The 16,322-nt window shown below is 73.6% G+C and carries 11 protein-coding genes; 7 read left to right on the top strand and 4 right to left on the bottom strand.

The genetic code is table 11. The annotated features are described in order from the left end of the window. Window positions 1-138: 138 nt before the first annotated feature. Window positions 139-1,506, bottom strand: coding sequence for an SLBB domain-containing protein (locus tag MNY60_RS08260; protein ID WP_242360371.1), 1,368 nt, complete (start codon window positions 1,504-1,506; stop codon window positions 139-141). A 1,108-nt stretch (window positions 1,507-2,614) separates the two neighbouring features. Here MNY60_RS08260 and MNY60_RS08255 point away from each other — a divergent pair. Further along, a complete protein-coding gene (locus tag MNY60_RS08255) occupies window positions 2,615-4,126 on the top strand; it encodes a glycosyltransferase family 4 protein (RefSeq protein ID WP_242360370.1) in 1,512 nt (503 codons plus the stop codon). 67 nt (window positions 4,127-4,193) lie between these two features. On the opposite strand, the gene MNY60_RS08250 is transcribed toward MNY60_RS08255, so the two are convergent. The 3 genes from MNY60_RS08250 to MNY60_RS08240 form a co-directional block, all read right to left on the bottom strand. Beyond that, window positions 4,194-4,634 carry a hypothetical protein gene (locus MNY60_RS08250; RefSeq protein ID WP_242360369.1) on the bottom strand — a complete coding sequence of 147 codons (441 nt, stop codon included), beginning with the start codon at window positions 4,632-4,634 and terminating at the stop codon, window positions 4,194-4,196. Window positions 4,635-4,701: 67 nt separating this feature from the next. Then, entirely contained in the window at window positions 4,702-5,178 is a 477-nt protein-coding gene (locus MNY60_RS08245) for a zf-HC2 domain-containing protein (protein WP_242360368.1), read from the bottom strand. Beyond that, complete coding sequence (locus MNY60_RS08240) at window positions 5,175-5,786, bottom strand: RNA polymerase sigma factor (RefSeq protein WP_242360367.1); 612 nt, start codon at window positions 5,784-5,786, stop codon at window positions 5,175-5,177. Before MNY60_RS08240 ends, MNY60_RS08245 begins: the two co-directional genes overlap by 4 nt. 193 nt (window positions 5,787-5,979) lie before the next feature. On the opposite strand from MNY60_RS08240, the gene MNY60_RS08235 reads away from it, so the two are divergent. From MNY60_RS08235 to nagZ, 6 genes are all read left to right on the top strand, one after another. After that, complete coding sequence (locus MNY60_RS08235; RefSeq protein WP_242360366.1) at window positions 5,980-9,351, top strand: DUF4175 family protein; 3,372 nt, start codon at window positions 5,980-5,982, stop codon at window positions 9,349-9,351. Further along, window positions 9,348-10,958, top strand: coding sequence for a peptidase MA family metallohydrolase (locus MNY60_RS24210; RefSeq protein ID WP_242360365.1), 1,611 nt, complete (start codon window positions 9,348-9,350; stop codon window positions 10,956-10,958). The genes MNY60_RS08235 and MNY60_RS24210 overlap by 4 nt, the downstream gene beginning before the upstream one ends. A 22-nt stretch (window positions 10,959-10,980) precedes the next feature. Then, complete coding sequence (locus MNY60_RS08225) at window positions 10,981-12,006, top strand: MoxR family ATPase (RefSeq protein WP_242354721.1); 1,026 nt, start codon at window positions 10,981-10,983, stop codon at window positions 12,004-12,006. Between the two features lie 7 nt (window positions 12,007-12,013). Beyond that, window positions 12,014-12,919, top strand: a complete 906-nt coding sequence (locus tag MNY60_RS08220) for a DUF58 domain-containing protein (protein WP_242360364.1) — start codon at window positions 12,014-12,016, stop codon at window positions 12,917-12,919. Further along, window positions 12,916-15,069, top strand: coding sequence for a BatA domain-containing protein (locus MNY60_RS08215; RefSeq protein WP_242354717.1), 2,154 nt, complete (start codon window positions 12,916-12,918; stop codon window positions 15,067-15,069). The genes MNY60_RS08220 and MNY60_RS08215 overlap by 4 nt, the downstream gene beginning before the upstream one ends. Window positions 15,070-15,158: 89 nt before the next feature. Beyond that, entirely contained in the window at window positions 15,159-16,253 is a 1,095-nt protein-coding gene (gene nagZ / locus MNY60_RS08210) for a beta-N-acetylhexosaminidase (RefSeq protein WP_242354715.1), read from the top strand. Window positions 16,254-16,322 lie beyond the last annotated feature (69 nt).

The raw sequence follows: 16,322 nt of genomic DNA, 5'->3' as shown, positions 1-16,322 counted from the left end.
GGACGGAGCGATACCAGTTCGGTGCCAGGAGCGCGTACAGCCCCCCAAGCGCGGCGCTCGCGACCGTAACGAGTGCGATCCGCCTCAAGGCCGTTCGGCTGCGCAGAAAGGAGAGGTCCAGGGTGTGAGGCATGTGGGTCACTTCTTCGCGGCGAGCATTACCGCGACGCCGCTGACGAGGACGCTGGCGGTCCCGAGAACGATCTGCACGATCTCGGCCCGCGAGAAGTTGCGTTCCGAGACGACCAGCGACGAGCCCGGCTCTATCGCGAGGTCGCGGCTGTATTTTCGGGTTTCGCCGTTCGGTGTGATGATCCGCACGTCGGAAAGCGACTTGGCGAACCGGTTCCGGCCCCCCGCGAGCGCGAGGTATTGCTCGACTCCGAAGGTCGGGTTGTACGGGTACGAGCCGGGGGTGAACACCGCTCCCTGCACCAGGATGTTCCGGCGCTTGAAGGGGATGACGAGCGTATCGCCGAGCTCGACCGGCCGATCCACCTTCAGATCGCGGAGCATCACGAGCGAGTAGAGGTCCACGGGCAGCGCCTTGCCGCTGCGCAGCACGTACGAGCCGGTGAGATCCGCGAGCGGACCGACGCCGCCCACTCGCTCGAGCAACGTACGGACCGAGTCGCCCTCCACGAACGCCAGGCGACGAGTCGAGGCGGCCTCGTCGGGGACGGTTCCACCCGCGGCAGCCGGAGGCGTCACGCCCTTGATCGCCCCGACGACCATCACCGAGCGCTGCAGCTCGAGGTAGTCGGGGACGTGGACGGCGTCGTCGTGCTGGAGCTTTGCGGACGGGAGCTGGCCGTCCGCGGTGAACGGCAGGAGCTGCTGGTCCTGGCGATCGTCCGGGAGCCGGCGGACGATGCTCACCGGGAGCTGCCGGGTCGCGGTCGCGGCGAGGCCGCCGGCGACCTGCACCACCTCGGCGAGATCCCGCGCGCCGATGAGCTCGTACCGCCCCGGCCGGTTGACGGCGCCGTCGATCGTCACCGCCAGCTCCTCGAAAGGCACGCGCACGACGTCGCCGTCGAGGAGATAAGGGTTGTGCTTCACGTCGCCGGTGAGCGCGAAGAGGGCCAGGTCGGCCGCGGACGTGCTGCCGTCGCGTCGCCGGATCTCGACCACGCGCCGGGAGGACCTCGGCGCGGGGCCGCCCGCGCGGGCGACGACCGTCGCGACGCGGTCCACGGCGCGCGCCGCGTACGTGCCTGGCTCGCGCACGCCCGCGACCACCTGGACGAGAAACGTGCGTGGCTCGGCGAGCGCGACGTCGAAGCTGAGGCGTGGGTAAAAGCGGGCGACCGACCCGCGGATCGCGTTGCGCGCCTCGGCGAGCGTCTTGCCCTGCAGCGTCAGGTAGCCGATCTTCGGCACGAACGCCCGGCCTTCCAGATCGATGGTCACCCTGAGCCGGGAGTTCTGCAGGCCCCAGAAGTTCAGCTCGAGGACATCCCCCGCGCCGCAAACGTACCTCGCCGGATCGACGGGCTCGTCCACGGGGGCCTGGGCTCGGGTCCGGGGGATGAGCGCCGAGCGCTCCGCCTGAGCGCCGTCCAGGTCGCCGCGCGGCGTGGCAACGTCCGCCGTCGGCGGCGTTACGAGTGGCCCCGGCGCAGGCGCAGGCCCGAATTCGTCTTCGGGCGCCGCCTCGATCGCTCCGGGTTGCCTCGTCGTCTCGGGCCGCGCGCCTCGCTGGATCGTCTGCGCAAGCGCAGCGTTGCTCATCCAGAACACCGGCTGACAGCAGAGCAGCATCGCGAGGGCGCGGCGAAGTGGTGTGCTGTGCATGTCAGGCGTCCCGAGCGAGCGGCGTGCCGCTGGCCCGTTGCGGAGCAGGCTCCTCAGCGGCGGCCGCAAAGGTCCGGAGCATGTCAGGCACTCCGGGTGCTGACTTCAGGCGCATTTGAAACCCTGCGGACGATAGCGCCGCTTTCATTCGGCGATCCAGAGCCGGACCCACCGCGGCTACCTGATCAGGGTGCCGGAGAAACCATCGGGGGCGAAGGTTCGCGGCGTGTCAAACCGGAGACACAGCGAGAGGGCAAACCAGCCCGTGACAAAAGCGCGCGGGAGCAATTGTGTTGCCCCGGGCGGTGGACACGGCGCGGTCCTCCCGCGAGCAAGACAGGCGGACGGCTGGACGCGTCGATGGTGTGCACGCGCTCGCCGCCGCGTGGGTCGGGTAGGCAGAAGCCGGGCTGCTCGCCGAGGCGAGTCGCGGTCGAATTGCTGCGTGGCGAACGCGCAGGCGCACATGGGGAGAAGTTGCACTATCCGCGACGGGAGCGCCGTCGGCGACTCGCTGCCTCGATCTCGAGCGCGTGAACCGTGCCGGTGGCTGCGAGACCCGATGTCGATCATGCGTGTGGTTGCGGAGCCACGGGCAACTCGGCGCTCCGGCGAGCGCGTGTAGCGAGACGGCTCGCAAGGCCGCCACCAGCAACGGGCGCGCACGTTCTAGGCAGACGCTCGGGGCGACTGTTCCGCGCCGGCCGCTGGTGATACCCGTAGACGGTCACTGCACGCGGCGTGTGGGTACGCGAGTAGCCGCCTGCGCGGCGCCCGTGGCGCACGCGCGCGTCGAGCGCTCGCTCCCGGGAGGCGGATGAGGTCGGCTGGTCTCGCGTTCGTCTGCGCCGTGCTGACGGGCGCGGTCCTGACGCCCATCGTGCGGGCCGTCGCGCTGCGGCGCGGCGCTCTCGACGACGGCCTCAGTGCGCGCAAGATCCACGGCAAGCCGGTCCCGCGCCTCGGCGGGATCGCCATCGTGCTCGCCTGCGTGTTGGCGCTCGCCATCATCGCCGCCCTTCGAGAAGAGGCACGACGGGGGCTCGAGCCGGGGTGGCAGGCGCTCGCGCTTCCCGCGGGCGGTTTCGCCATCGCTGCCCTGGGGATCTTCGACGACCTCAGGGGCGCGACCGCGAGGAGCAAGTTCGCGGTCCAGTTCGTCGTCGGGGCCGGCGTGTACGGGGTGGGTCTCGGCATCGACGCGGTCGCGACGCCTTTCGGAGCGCCCATCCAGCTCGGGCTCCTCGGGCTCCCGCTCACCGTCCTGTGGATCTCCGGCGTGATCAACGCGCTCAACCTCGTGGACGGGCTCGACGGGCTCGCCGGGGGCGTCGCCTTCATCGCCCTCGCGGTGACGTTCGCGATAGCGGCGGACCATGGCGACGCGCCCACGATGCTGCTCACCGCCGCGGTCGCGGGCGCGGTGCTGGGCTTCCTCGTCTTCAACTTCCACCCGGCCTCTATTTTCATGGGCGACACGGGCTCGCTGTTCCTGGGCTTCGTGCTCGCGACGGCCGCGCTCCGCGTGAACCGTGCGTCGTCCTCGGCGGTGGCGCTGCTCGTCCCGCTCGTCCTCCTCGGCGTGCCCATCGCCGACACGCTCCTCGCGATCGTGCGCCGGGCCGTGCGCGGGGCGCCGCTCTTCTCGGCCGATCGCGGCCACATCCACCACCGGCTGCTCGACCGCGGGCTCACGCAGGGGCGCGCGGTCCTGGCGATCTACGGCGCGAGCGGGCTGCTGGGCGCGGCCGCGCTGGTCCTGGCGCGTGCGACGCCCGCCCGCTCCGCCCTGATGCTCGGTGCGCTCGTGATCGCGGCCTTCGTCGCGCTTCGGTGGCTCGGCTATCTCGACGTGAGGCTCGGTGACCTGCCCCGCCTCCTCGACGAGCGGCGCCGCAACGTCGGGCGGCGCGCCCTGCTCCGAGGCGTCGCCAGCGGCCTGCACCGCGCGCGCAGCGTTCGCGACCTGTGGTCGGCGGTGTGCGCCGCCGCGCGCGCGCTCGGCGCGGCGACCGTGGAGCTACGGCTCTGCGGCGGAGCGGCGTTCCGGCCGCTCGCGTTCGGCGATCTGGCCGCGCCCGGCCTGTTCCGGGCGCGCTTCGGCGCCACGTGCGGGCGAAACGGGCGCGCCACCCTCGAGCTCGGCTGGGACGACGGGCGCAGCTCGCTCGGTCCCGAGGAGACGCTCCTCCTCGAGCAGCTCGCGGCGCAGCTCGCTCGCGCGCTGAGCCGGCTGCTCGGGACGCCGGCCGCGAGCCCGCCGCTCGAGGCGCCGGGGGTCCGCGAGGCCGACGCGCCCGGTCGGCGGGTGTTCGCGCCGGTGCGGTGACGCGCGGGTCGAGCTCGCGAAGATGGCCTTGCGCGTCGCTCGTTCGGCTCAGGCCGAGAACGGCCGTCTACGGCCAGGCATTCACGGTGAGGAAGAGGGCCTCGCCCTTCTTCTCGCCGGTGACCTGGTGCACGATGCGCTGGCCCTTCTGCACGGTGAGGCGCGACTGGGTGTTCCGCGAGGTGAGCGCCACCTCGAACGTCACCGTGTCGCCATGCCGCTCCTGCAGCGTGAGCGCGGCGCTCTCGCCACCCGGCAGCTCGACGAACTGCGTCCGGCCGCGCTCGAGCTCCATCCGGTGCTCGCTCACCTGATCCCAGCGGACGTAGGCGAGCGGCGAGAGCTGGCGGCGCAGGTCCTCGAGGCGGGGATCGACCTTGGCCGGTCCCTGCCGCGAGCCCTTGATGACGCGAACCCTGACCGGCACCTCGGCGTGGGCGGCCGTGGGCAGGGCGGCGCCGATCGCGAGGAGGGCGCCGAGGGTCGCGGCGAAGAGCGTGCGGGTCACCGGGTCTCCTGAAGCTTCGCAGGCCCGCTCGCGCTGAGCCTGTCGAAGCACGAGCGGCGGCATCGAGTCACGAGTGCTCCCCGTCGTCGAGCAGCACCACCGGGCCGTCCGACGTCTGCAGCACCATCGTCACCTCGCCCTCGGTCGAGAGCTCGAGGGAGGCCACCTGGCCGAGCTGGCCGCCTTCGAGGCGAACGTACACGACGAGCGCGACCGCCGCCAGAACCGGCACGAGCGAGGCGAGCGCGGCCCGCGGGTGCGCCCGGAACCACCCGAGGAAGCCACGCCGGCCGCGCGCGGGCGCGAGCCCCGGCGCGGCGCCGACCCGCGCCATCACCTGGTCCACGAACGGCGCGAAGTCCCGGGCGTTCGCGCGCGCGAGGAGCGACTCGCCCACGAGGCCGTCGAGCGCGGCCAGCTCCGCCGCGGTGGCGCGGCAGCCGGCGCAGCCCTGGAGGTGGAGGTCGAGCGCGCGCCGCTCCTCCTCCGTGAGCTCTCCCGGGCGCGCGCCGAGCATCGGGGCGTAGCGGACGCAGTCCTTCATGGCGCCGACTCCTCGTCGTCCCCTGCGCTGCGCCCCGCGTAGCCGCGCAGCGCGGTCTGCATCTTCTTCCGCGCATGGAAGAGCCGGCTCATCACCGTGCCCTTGTGGATCCCGAGCCGCTCGGCGAGCTCCTCGTAGGAGAGCCCCTCCACCTCGCGCAGCACGAGGATGGTCCGGTGCTTCTCGGGCAGGGTCGCGAGGGCGTCCTGGATCTTCTCCGCCATCTCGCGGCGGAGCACGTTCTCGGCGGGATCGTCCCCGAGCGTCGTCGCGAGGATGCCCTCGCCGCCGCCGGTCAGGTCGCTCTCGCGCACCTCGTCAACGTCCTCCTTCTGCGAGACGCGCTCGCGCCGGACGGCGTCGATGGACAGGTGCGTCGCGATGCGGAAGAGCCAGGTCGAGAACGACGACTTGCCCTCGAACGCGCCCAGGTGCCCGTGGACCCGCACGAACGCCTCCTGGGCGACGTCCCAGGCGAGGTCCGAGTCTTTCACGATGCCGAGCGCCACGGCGTAGACCTTCCTCTGGTAGCGGACGACGAGCGCGCGAAAGGCGGCGGGATCGCCTGCCTGGGCCTTCGTGACCAGCGCGAGGTCGTCAGCTTCCATCGGTCGGACGGCTGCTCCGGGGTGTAAATTCAAGCGGAGGGCGAAAACTAGCACACCCTGGACGGCGCGCTCCCAGAGAGGTGCGCCGCACACCTGCCCCGTGCGTAACACCGCGGGGGCACCCCGGACCTGCCCGCGTTATCCTCCCTGAACCCGCCGGGCCGAGGGCGGGGGCTTCTCTACGAAAGGGCCGATGACCGTCGCGTACGGTGACATCGCGCGCGTCCTCGACGGGGCGCGGCGCCGACAGCTCCGCGTCGTCCTGCTCGCCGCGCTCGGCTTCGGGCTCGCGGCCGGGCTCGCCGTGCTGCTCGCGGGGGCGGTCGCGCTCTACCTCGGCGCCCGCATCGGCGTGCGATCCCTGACGCTCGCCACGGCCGCCACGCTGATCGTCGCCGCCGCCGCGCTCGCGATCCGCGCGCTCCTCCGCACCGCCTGGAGCGCCGAGGCCGCCGCCCGCACCGTCGCGCGCGACGCGCCGGCGCTCCGCTCCGACCTCCTGTCCTCGGTCGAGCTCGCGCGCGAGCGCGAGGCCATCCAGGCGAGCGGGCGTTACTCGGTCGCGCTCGTGGACGCCCACCTCGCGCGGACCGCGGAGGCGGCGCAGGAGGTGGACCTCGCGCGCGCCGTGCCGGATCTCTGGGCGCGGCGGGGAGGGCTCGCGCTCGTCCTGGCGCTCGCCGCCCACGCGGCCGCCTTCCTCCTCGGCGGCAGCTCCCTCGCGCACGCCTACGGCCGCGTGCTGCTCGGTGATCCGCCCGGCACGCCCGCACCCGCCGCGGACCCGATCACGGGCGATATCCAGCTCACCTTCAAGTACCCCGCGTACATGAAGCGCGAGCCGCGCACGCTCTCCGGCACCGGGGGCGAGATCCGCGCGCCGAAGGGTACCGAGGTCACGCTCGAGACGCGCGCCGACCGCGACGTGAAGCAGGCCGAGCTCGTCATCGCGTTCGACCTCGACCCCGCCGCTCGCGGCCGCGCCGAGGGTGCGCAGCCGCCCGGTGTAAGCACCGGTGAGGAGGGGCAATTCCGAGGTGGCGCGAAAGAGTCCGCTTCGGGTGAGCCCGCCGGACGGTCCGCGGACGTGAACGAGTCCGCTCCCGGTGAGCCCGCTGGACGGCCCGCCGCCGCGAAAGAGTCCGCTAAAGGTGGTCCTGCCGGACCGCACGCGGGCGCGAAGGAGTCCGCTCGCGGTGAGCCTGTCGAGCCACGAGCGGAGCCGGGGGCAGCACCGGTGAAGCGCTTCGCCCTGTCCGTCGGCGGCAAGCGCGACCTGCGCGGCCGGCTGCTCGTGACCGACGGCGGCAGCTACCGCTTCCGCTACCTCGACGGGAAGGCGGTCGTCGCCGAGGGACCGCCCATCCCGATCGTCGTGGAGCCGGACGCGTTCCCGGAGGTGCGCATCAACGCGCCGGAGCGCGAGCTGGAGGTGGACGCGAACGCGCGCGTGGCGATCGAGTGGCAGGCCGAGGACGACGTGGGGCTCTCCGAGGCGGCGCTCGTCCTGAAGCGCGCGGGCGGCGCGGAGGAGCGGCGGGTGCTGCGCCGGCAGCAGGGGCTGCGCCGCGACGGCGGCGTGTACGAGCTCGACCTCGTCGCGGAGAAGCTCGGCGAGGGGGAGCGGCTCGACTACTGGCTCGAGGCGCTCGACACGGACACGGTCTCCGGCCCGAAGAAGACCCGCACCGAGACGCACACGCTCAAGATCTACTCCGAGGCCGAGCACCGCCGGCAGGTGCTCGAGAACGCGCGCGCCGTGTTCGAGGAGCTCGTGGGGGTCCTGGGCGACCGGCTGGAGACGCTCGCGGCCGGGCCGGTGACGACCGCGGAGCGGCTCGCGCCGGTGCAGGCGCTCGACGTCCGCACGCGCCACCTGCACGAGCGCATGAGCGATGCGGCGCGCAAGATCCGCCGCGACCGCGCCGGCCCGCGGGAGGTCGCCGACGCGCTCACGAACGTCGCGGGGGCGATCCGCTCCGCCGCGGGGCGCGTCGCCGGCCCGCGCGGCTCGGTCGCGCAGGCGATCCGCGTGCGCATCCGCCCCGACGCCTCGCTCCTCCGCGGCATGGCCGCGCTCGACGGGCTGCTCGATCAGGAGCTGGAGAAGGGCGCCCTCTACCTCGAGCAGCTCCTCGACAAGCGCCGCGCCGAGGACCTCGTCCGGCTCGCGAAGGACCTCGCGAGCCGCCGCCGCGAGCTCGCCTCGCTCATGGAGAAGTACCGCGCCTCGCCGAGCGACGCGGCGAAGAAGGAGCTGCTCGCCGAGATCGGCCGGATGAAGGAGCGCGTGAAGGACCTGCTCGCGCAGATGGCCGAGCTCTCGAAGGGCTTCAACGACGAGCACATGAACGCCGAGGCGCTCGCCGAGCTCGCGCGCTCGAAGGACCTCGTGGGCGGGCTCGACGAGGTGGAGAAGCTGCTCGCGAAGGGCGACGTCGAGGCGGCGATGAAGGCGCTCGACGCGATGGCCTCCTCCATGGACCAGATGCTCGCCGGGCTCCAGCGCACCGCGGGGCGGCCGGACGAGAAGGCCCAGGCGCTCATGAAGGAGATGCTCGCCTTCAAGGAGCAGCTCGAGAAGGTGAAGGCCGAGCAGGAGGCCACCGCCGGCGAGACGGACCAGGTCCGCGCGGAGTACCGCAAGAAGCTGCAGGAGCGGGTGAAGGCCTCCGAGCAGGAGGTGAAGCGCCTCGCGGAGCTCGCCGGCGAGGCGCGCAAGGACGTGGAGCGCGCGGCGCCGGGGATCTCCTACCGCTCGGAGATGGAGTACGAGCAGTCGCGCGAGGCGCTCTCCGATCTCGAGCGCGCGCTCGGCATGAAGGAGATGGGGGCCGCCTGGGAGACCGCGCAGCGCGCGGCCCCGTCGGTGGAGCGGCTCTCGCGCTACCTCGAGGAGGACGCCGAGCTGTCGCGGCAGCCGGCGCTCGGTACGCCCCGCGAGTCCATCGCCGACGCGCACCGCGCGGTGGACGCGGCGGTGCCGAAGGCGCGCGAGATCCGTGACGCCCTCTCGAAGATGTTCCCCGACCCGCGCTCGGTCCTGCCGCCCGAGGCGCAGAAGCGGCTCGGCGAGCTCGCGAAGAAGCAGGGCGCGCTCGAGCAGAAGGCGCAGGGGCTCCAGCAGAAGCTCGGGGAGCTCATGCAGCAGGCGCCGATCTTCCCGCAGGAGGCGCAGGCGCAGCTCGGCGAGTCGCGCGGCCACATGGGCGAGGCCGCCGCGGAGCTCGGCAACCGCAACCCGCAGCGCGGCCACGGCGAGCAGGCGCTCGCGCTCGACGCGCTCGCGCGCTTCCAGAAGGGGCTCGAGGAGGCCGCGAAGCGCCAGGGCCAGGGCGGCGGGGGCGGGATGGGCTTCCCGTTCCCGTTCGGCGGCGAGCAGGGCGGCGGCGAGGAGTCGGGCGACGGCCGCGAGGCGTCGCGGGAGAAGGTGAAGATCCCGGGCGCGGAGGCCTACAAGGTGCCCGAGGAGTTCCGCAAGGACCTGCTCGACGCGATGAGGCAGGGCGCCCCGGAACGCTACAAGGGCGAGGTGCAGCGCTACTACGAGGAGCTCGTCAAGTGAGGGCCCTCGCGCTCGCCCTCGTCGCGGCGCTCGTCGCCGGTTCGGCACCCGCCTCCGCGGCGCCGCCCGCGAAGAACGTAACCCCCCACGCCTCGCCCGCGCGCCCCCCGCGCCCGAAGCTCGCGCTCCCGGAGCGGATCTCCGGCGCGCTGCGCACGCTCGCCGACGAGGACGTCGCGAGCGCCCGCGCCGTGATCGAGCCGCTCTTCGCGGCGAGCCCCGACGAGCCGGCGGTCCGCCTCGCCGCCGGGCTCCTGCGCTTCTACGAGCAGCGCTACGCGGAGGCGGTGCCACTCGTCGAGTCGTCGGGGCTCGGCGATCCCGCCGGCTACCTCGCCCTCGCGAAGGCCGCGCTCGAGGTCACGAAGGACGACGCCCGCTTCGAGAGCGAGCACTTCGTCGTCGCGTACCCGAAGGGCAAGGACGAGGTGCTCGTGCCGTACCTCGTGGACGCGCTCGAGCGGCAGCGCGCAGCGCTCGCGAGAAGCCTCGCCTTCACGCCTGACGCGCGGCTGACGGTCGAGATCGTGAACGACGTGAAGGAGCTCGCCAAGGTCTCGACGCTCACCGAGCAGGAGATCCGCACCTCCGGCACGGTGGCGGTGTGCAAGTTCAACAAGCTGATGCTCCTCTCGCCCAAGGCGCTGCTCAAGGGCTACGACTGGCTCGACACCGCCGCGCACGAGTACACGCACCACGTGCTCACGCTGAAGTCGCGCAACCGCGCGCCCATCTGGCTGCAGGAGGGGCTCGCGAAGTGGTTCGAGGACGACTGGCGCGGGGGCGGCGAGCCGATCTCGCCCGTGTCGGCCGCGCTCGTGCGCGAGGCGGTGCAGAAGAACGAACTCGTCTCCTTCGAGGAGATGCACCCCTCGCTCGCGAAGCTGCCCTCGCAGGAGCGCGCCGCGCTCGCCTACGCCCAGGTCGCCCTGGCCATCGAGTACCTCGTGCAGCAGCGGGGCCCGCCGGTGCTGCCGCGCATCCTCGACGCGCTCTCGCGCGGCGAGCCGACCGAGGCGGCGGTGTCGGAGGCCCTCGGCGTGCCGTTCCCGCGCTTCCTCGGCGAGTGGCGCCGCCACATGGGGAGCCGGGCGCTGCCGCGCGGCGGCGAGCACGCGCTCGCCAAGCTCCGCTTCAAGGACGACCCGAAGCAGGCGGGCCAGTGGGCCGAGTGGGCGGAGATCCCGGACGAGCGCGCGCGCGGCTTCGCGCGGCTGGGCGAGATCATGCGCACGCGCGGCAAGTGGACCGCCGCGCGCATCGAGTACGGCAAGGCCGTGCAGCGGGTGGGCGCCCGGGTGCCCATCCTCTCGAACCAGTACGCGCTCGCCGCGATGATGTCCGGCGCGGACGGGGAGGCTGAGCGGGTGCTCCGCGAGGCGCTCGGCTGGAGCCCCGACTACGCCGCGCTCCACGTGCGGCTCGCCCGCATCCTGCTCGCCCGCAAGGACTTCGCGGGCGCGAAGGAGCACCTCCTCGTCGCGAACCGACAGGACCCGTTCGACCCGGACATCCACGCCGGCCTCGCCAAGGCGCTCGAGGCGAGCGGGGACCCGGGCGGCGCCTCGCGGGAAGCGGGCTTTGCGCGGATACTCGCGGACCACTAGCCGGCACGGAGCGGAACAGGCCATGTCCACCACGACCCTCGACACGAGCGCATCGCCCAACCCCGAGGCCGATCTCCAGGCCGTCCGCGAGCTGCACGAGGCGCGGCGGCTCCTCCTCACCGAGATCGAGAAGCGCATCGTCGGCCAGAAGGAGGTCGTGGACTCGCTCCTCGTCGCGCTCTTCGCGCGCGGGCACTGCCTGTTCGTCGGCGTGCCGGGGCTCGCCAAGACGCTCCTCATCTCCACCGTCGCCGACGTCCTCGACCTCTCCTTCAACCGCATCCAGTTCACGCCGGACCTCATGCCCTCCGACATCACGGGCACCGACGTGCTCGAGGAGGACCACACCACCGGGCGCCGCGCCTTCCGCTTCGTCGCCGGTCCGATCTTCGCGAACCTCCTGCTCGCCGACGAGATCAACCGCACGCCGCCGAAGACCCAGGCCGCGCTGCTCCAGGCGATGCAGGAGTACCGCGTGACGGCGGGCGGCGAGACCTACCCGCTCGACCTGCCGTTCCTGGTGTTCGCCACGCAGAACCCCATCGAGCAGGAGGGCACCTACCCGCTCCCCGAGGCGCAGCTCGACCGGTTCATGTTCTACGTGACGGTGAGCTACCCCACAGCGCAGGAGGAGCAGGAGATCGTCCGCTCCACCACCATCGCGTCGCGCCCACCGCTCAAGCGCATCCTCTCGCCCCACAAGATCCGCGAGCTGCAGGACCTCGTCCTGCGCGTCCCCGCCGCCGACCACGTCATCAAGTACGCTGTGGATCTCGTGCGCGCGACGCGCCCCAAGGAGCCGGACGCGCCCGACTTCGTGAAGGAGAACGTCTCCTGGGGCGCCGGCCCGCGCGCGAGCCAGTACCTCGTGCTCGGCGCGAAGAGCCGCGCCATCCTCGACGGCCGCATGGCGGCGAGCGTGGAGGACGTGCGCGCGCTCGCGAGGAACGTCCTCGTGCACCGCGTGATCGCGAACTTCCGCGCCGAGAGCGAGGGCGTGACGAGCGCCGAGATCGTGGGCCGGCTGCTCGAGAAGGTGAAGGGCTAGCGGCGCGATGGCCGACGCGAAGCGCCCCCTCCTCGATCCCGCCGTCCTCGCGAAGCTCGGCACCCTGAAGCTCCGGGTGCGCGCGGTGACGGAGGGCGTGCTCTCCGGGCTCCACAAGTCGCCGCACCACGGCCAGTCGGTCGAGTTCGCCGAGCACAAGGAGTACGCGCCCGGCGACGAGATCCGCCACATCGACTGGAAGGCCTACGGGAAGTTCGACAAGTACTACGTGAAGCGCTTCGAGCAGGAGACGAACCTCCGCGCCTACCTCGTCGTGGACGCCTCCGGCTCGATGGGCTACCGCGGCGATCCCGACCGGCTCTCGAAGCTCGAGTACGCGAGCGCGCTCGCCGCGTCCCTCGGCTACCTGCTCGTACGCCAGCAGGACGCGGCCGGGCTCGTGCTCGTGCAGGGCCACGTCGCGGGCGCCATCCCGCCCCGCGCGTCGGCGAGCCACCTGACGCCGGTCGTCGAGGCGCTCGAGGCGGCGAGGCCGCAGGGCGTGACGCGGCTCGACACGGCCGTGGACTGGATCATCGAGAACGCGCCGCGCCGCTCCTCGGTCGTGGTCTTCTCGGACCTCTTCGACCCGGACGAGCGCATCGTGAAGAAGCTCGCCCAGCTCGGCCGGCGCAAGCACGAGGTCACGATCTTCCACGTGCTCGATCCCGCCGAGCTCGAGTTCCCGTTCGACGATCCGACCCTGTTCCTCTCCATGGAGGACGAGCGGCAGGTGGAGGCGCACGGGCGCGACGTGCGGAAGGGTTACCTCGAGGTGCTCGGGCGCTGGCTCGAGGAGACGAAGCGGACCGCCGCGGAGGCGGACGTGGACTACGCGCTCTGCCGAACCGACCGCCCGCTCGACGAGGTGCTCGTCCCGTTCCTCGCCCGCCGCGAGCGCAGCGCCGCATGAGCATCGGCTTCCTGAACCCCGCGCTCCTCTGGGGCCTCCTCGCCGCGGCCATCCCGCTCGCGATCCACCTCTTCTTCCGCCGCCGCCCGCGGCCGACGCCCTTCCCGGCGATCGACTTCATCCTCCGCGCCCGGCGCGAGACGCAGCGGCGCCTGCGCATCCGCAAGGTGCTGCTCTTCACCGCGCGCACCCTCCTGCTCGCCGCCGCGGCGCTCGCGATCGCGCGGCCGCGCGCGGAGCGGCCGGGGGAGGCGGCCGCCGCGGTCGTCGAGGGGCCGAAGGCCACGGCCATCGTACTGGACGCCTCCGGCTCCATGCGCTACCGGCTCGGCGGGCGGGCCCTGTTCGAGCGCGCCCGCGCCGACGCGCTCGGCGCCCTCGCCGCGCTCGGTCCCGACGAGCCCGCCACCGCGGTCGTGTGCGGCGCCGAGACGCCCGCCGCCGAACCGCCGGGCTTCGACCGCGCCGCGGTGCGCCGGCTGCTCGAGCAGGCCGAGGCGTGGGCGGGCCACGCGGACCTCACCGCCTGCGTCGGCGCGGCGGTGCGCGCGCTCGCGAGCCCCGCCGCGCAGGCGCGTCTCGGCAAGCGCGTCGTCGTCGCGACCGACCTCGCCGCGAGCGCCTGGCGGCTCGATGTGCCTCCGCCGGTGATCGAGGGGCCGGAGGGGAAGATCCTCCCCGAGGTGACCGTCCAGGACGCCGCGCGCGGCGCGCCGCTCCCGAACCTGGCGGTGGTCGGTCTAGACGCCGAGCCTGATCCCGCGGCGGGCCCCCGCGGCTACCGCGTCACCGCGGCCGTGTCGAGCGCGGGCGGTGAGGCGCGGAAGGACGTTCCGCTCGGGCTCTCCGCCGGGGCCGGCCCCGGCGCGAAGACCGCGATCCGCGCGTTCGTGGATCTCCCCGCCGGCGGCACCGTGCGCAAGACGCTCTCCTATGCCTTCCCGCAGGGCGGCCCGGCCGTGCTGCAGGTGGCGCTCCCGGAGGACGCGCTCCCGATGGACGACGCCCGCGCGGTCGCCCTCGTCGTGCCGCGCGAGGTGAGGGCGCTCGTCGTGGACGGCGCGCCCTCGCCGGTGCGCTACCGGGACGAGGCCTACTTCGTGGAGTCCGCGCTCGCCTCGCCCGCGTCGCCGGTGCGGCCGAAGCTCGTGGACGCGGACGCCTTCCCGGGCGAGGACCTCTCCAGGTACGACGTCGTGCTCCTCCTCAACGTGCGCAGCGTCGGCGCGAAGGCCGCGGAGCTCGAGCGGTTCGTGGAGAACGGCGGCGGGCTCTTCCTCTCGCTCGGCGACGAGGTCGATCCCGAGGCGTACGACCGCGAGCTCGGCAAGCTCCTGCCGATGCCGCTCCACGTCGTGAAGACCGCTGCCTCGCCCGCCGACGGCGCGGCGCGGGCGGCGCGCTTCGCGGACGTGGCCTGGGATCACCCCGCGCTGTCGATCTTCGTGGGCGAAGCGCGCGAGGGGCTCCTCGGCACGCGCACCTACCGCTACGTCCTCGCGAAGCCCGGCCCTAAGGGCGCCCCGGCGACGGTGCTCGCGAGCTTCGACGACGGCGCGCCGGCGCTCGTCGAGGCGCGGCGCGGCCGCGGCCGGGTGCTGCTCTTCACCTCGAGCGCCGACCGCGACTGGACCGACTGGCCGATCCGCACGAGCTTCCTCCCGGCGATGCAGCGCTTCGCCGGCTTCCTGGCGGGCGGGCTCGAGGAGCGGCGCGAGCCGGCGCTCGTGGTGGGCGCGCAGCGGACGATCCGGCTCGAGCCGGGCGAGCGGCTCGCCGGGCTCGTCGATCCGGGCGGGCGGGAACGGGGGCCGGCGGAGCTCGAGCGGATGGGGCTGCGCGAGGGAGAGCGCGGCGGGCTCGTCGTCACGCCGCGCGAGCCGGGCCTCTGGCAGGTGAAGGTGGCGGCGCAGGGCAAGGGCGAGCGGCTCGAGCCGCGCCTCGCGTTCGCCGTCTCGCCCGATCCGCGCGAGTCCGACACGCGGCGGCTCGAGCCGAAGGAGCTCACCGCCTACTTCGGCGGCGAGACGCACGCGAAGGTCGAGGGCGACGCGCAGGCGGCGGGGGCGGGCCGCACGATCCCCCTCTGGTCCGTCCTCCTCGTCCTCGCGCTCGCGGCCTTCTTCCTCGAGGGAGTGCTCATCAGCTGAAGCGAGCGTCGGGCCCGCGGCCCGATCGGCACGGCAGCGCCGCGGAGCGGGCTCCTTGCCCGCCGCCCGGCCGTGGCTAGGATGGCGCGGTGATCTCCACGCTCGACCGCGACGTCGCCGGCCTCTTCTGCGTCGGCTTCCACGGCAAGACCCCGTCGCCCGAGGTGCTGGAGCTCGTCCGGCGCGGGGTGTACGGGGTCGTCCTCTTCGGCCGGAACGTGGACGGGGCCGAGCAGGTGGCGGAGCTCGTCCACGCGCTCAAGGCCGCCGCGGGCCGGCCGCTCCTCGTCTCGATCGACCAGGAGGGAGGCCGGGTCGCCCGCCTGCGCGAGCCGCAGGGCTTCACGGAGGTCCCGCCGATGCGCGCGCTGGGCGACGCGGGCGACGCGGCGCTCGCGCGCGAGGTGGGCGCGCTCCTCGGCCGGGAGCTGCGCGCCGTGGGCATCGACCAGGACTACGCGCCGGTCGTGGACGTGGACACGAACCCCGCGAACCCCGTCATCGGAGATCGCGCGTTCTCGCGCGATCCCGCCGCCGTCGCGCGGCTCGGCGTGGCGCTCGCGGAGGGGCTCCAGTCGGCCGGCGTCGCCGCCTGCGCGAAGCACTTCCCCGGCCACGGCGACACGAGCCAGGACTCGCACAAGGACCTGCCCCGCCTCCCGCACCCGCTCGCGCGGCTCGAGGAGGTGGAGCTGGCGCCGTTCCGGGCGCTCGCGCGCGCGGGCGTCGCCTCCGTGATGACCGCGCACGTCGTCTTCGAGGCGCTCGACCCGCGCCGGCCAGCCACGCTCTCGCCGGAGGTGATGCGGCTCCTGCGCGAGCGGGTCGGCTTCCAGGGCTGCGCGATCTCGGACGACCTCGAGATGAAGGCGGTCGCCGAGCACTTCCCGCTCGAGGAGGCCGCGCCGGGCGCGGTCGCGGCGGGGGTGGACGCCCTCCTCGTCTGCCACACCGCGGGCGTGCAGCACCGCGCCATCGATCTCGTCCGCGCCGCCGTCGAGGGCGGGCGCATCCCGCGCGCCCGGCTCGCCGAGGCGCGCGCGCGCGTCGAGCGGCTCCTCGCCTTCGCCGGCCCCGCGCCCGACCCGCGCGGTGTCCTCGCCCGGCTCCGCACCCGGGAGCACCTCGCCGTCGCCACGCGCATCCCGCGGCTCGCGACGGGGCACGACCCGACCCACGTCTGAACGGGATCCCCTCGCGGCGGTCTGCCGGCGATGAACGGCCGATCATGATTCGCGAACAGGCGAGCGAAG

The sequence above is a fragment of the Anaeromyxobacter sp. SG17 genome, assembly GCF_022690695.1.
GTDB lineage: Bacteria > Myxococcota > Myxococcia > Myxococcales > Anaeromyxobacteraceae > Anaeromyxobacter > Anaeromyxobacter soli.
The sequence above is the reverse complement of the archived record's forward strand: the minus strand, read 5'-3'. Positions and strand labels throughout refer to the sequence as shown.

Coding starts and splice junctions, on each gene's coding strand:
- MNY60_RS08255 (WP_242360370.1), top strand. CDS start 2,615: ATGAGGTCGGCTGGTCTCGCGTTCGTCTGCGCCGTGCTGACGGGCGCG.
- MNY60_RS08245 (WP_242360368.1), bottom strand. CDS start 5,178: ATGAAGGACTGCGTCCGCTACGCCCCGATGCTCGGCGCGCGCCCGGGA.
- MNY60_RS08240 (WP_242360367.1), bottom strand. CDS start 5,786: ATGGAAGCTGACGACCTCGCGCTGGTCACGAAGGCCCAGGCAGGCGAT.
- MNY60_RS08235 (WP_242360366.1), top strand. CDS start 5,980: ATGACCGTCGCGTACGGTGACATCGCGCGCGTCCTCGACGGGGCGCGG.
- MNY60_RS08225 (WP_242354721.1), top strand. CDS start 10,981: ATGTCCACCACGACCCTCGACACGAGCGCATCGCCCAACCCCGAGGCC.
- MNY60_RS08220 (WP_242360364.1), top strand. CDS start 12,014: ATGGCCGACGCGAAGCGCCCCCTCCTCGATCCCGCCGTCCTCGCGAAG.
- MNY60_RS08215 (WP_242354717.1), top strand. CDS start 12,916: ATGAGCATCGGCTTCCTGAACCCCGCGCTCCTCTGGGGCCTCCTCGCC.